1 pseudogene is annotated in these 730 nt (G+C 69.3%); it reads left to right on the top strand.

Going from position 1 to position 730, the window contains the following annotated elements:
* Positions 1 to 152: 152 nt before the first annotated feature.
* Positions 153 to 730: pseudogene (locus A5780_RS38715) on the top strand (DNA cytosine methyltransferase); the annotation flags it as partial.

The following is a 730-nucleotide window of genomic DNA, read 5'->3' on the forward strand; positions in this document are numbered from 1 at the left end:
GCCGGTCTCGGACACGGCCTGAACGCGCTGTCGTGGCGGGAAGCTCGTGCCCTGCGCCGCGCCCGCGCGGTCGAGGTCACGACCGCGCAGTGGCAGGACCGGATGGTCGAGGTCATCGACGGCTGGACCGCACACATCCCCGGGGACGCGCGATGAGCCTCACCTCGACGGTCTTCTTCGCCGGATACGGGGGCGATTACCTCGGCTGGCGGGCGGTGCCCGGTCTCACGGGCCGGATCGCGGCCAACCACAACCCGGTCTGTGTGGCGGTGCACGAGCTGAACTTCCCCACGGTGGAACACCTTCCGCCCGGCGACGTCAGGGAGATCGACCTGACGCGGCTGCCCGCGACCGAGATGTTCTGGGCGAGCCCGGCGTGCCCGGAATGGACGGACGCGAAGGGACAGAAACGCTACTTCGACCAGAGCAACCAGTACCGGTTCGACGAGGAACTCGGCATCGTCGAGGATCCGGCGTCCGGGCGCAGCCGCGCGCTGGTCGAGCAGATTCCCCGGTATCTGCGTGCGATGGCCGCGCGCGGCAAGCCGGTGCTGGCCGGGGTGATGGAAAACGTCGTGCAGTGCTGGAAGTGGGACGACCGGCATCGGTGGCTGCGCGAGATCCAGGACCTCGGTTACGAGACCCGGGTCATCGCCCTGAATTCCGCGCACGTGCTGCCGCGCACCTGCCTGCCGGTGCCGCAGTCCCGCGACCGGCTCTACATCTGTCT

Origin of the sequence: Nocardia sp. 852002-20019_SCH5090214 (genome assembly GCF_001665865.1) — a bacterium.
In the GTDB taxonomy this organism is placed as follows: domain Bacteria; phylum Actinomycetota; class Actinomycetes; order Mycobacteriales; family Mycobacteriaceae; genus Nocardia; species Nocardia nova.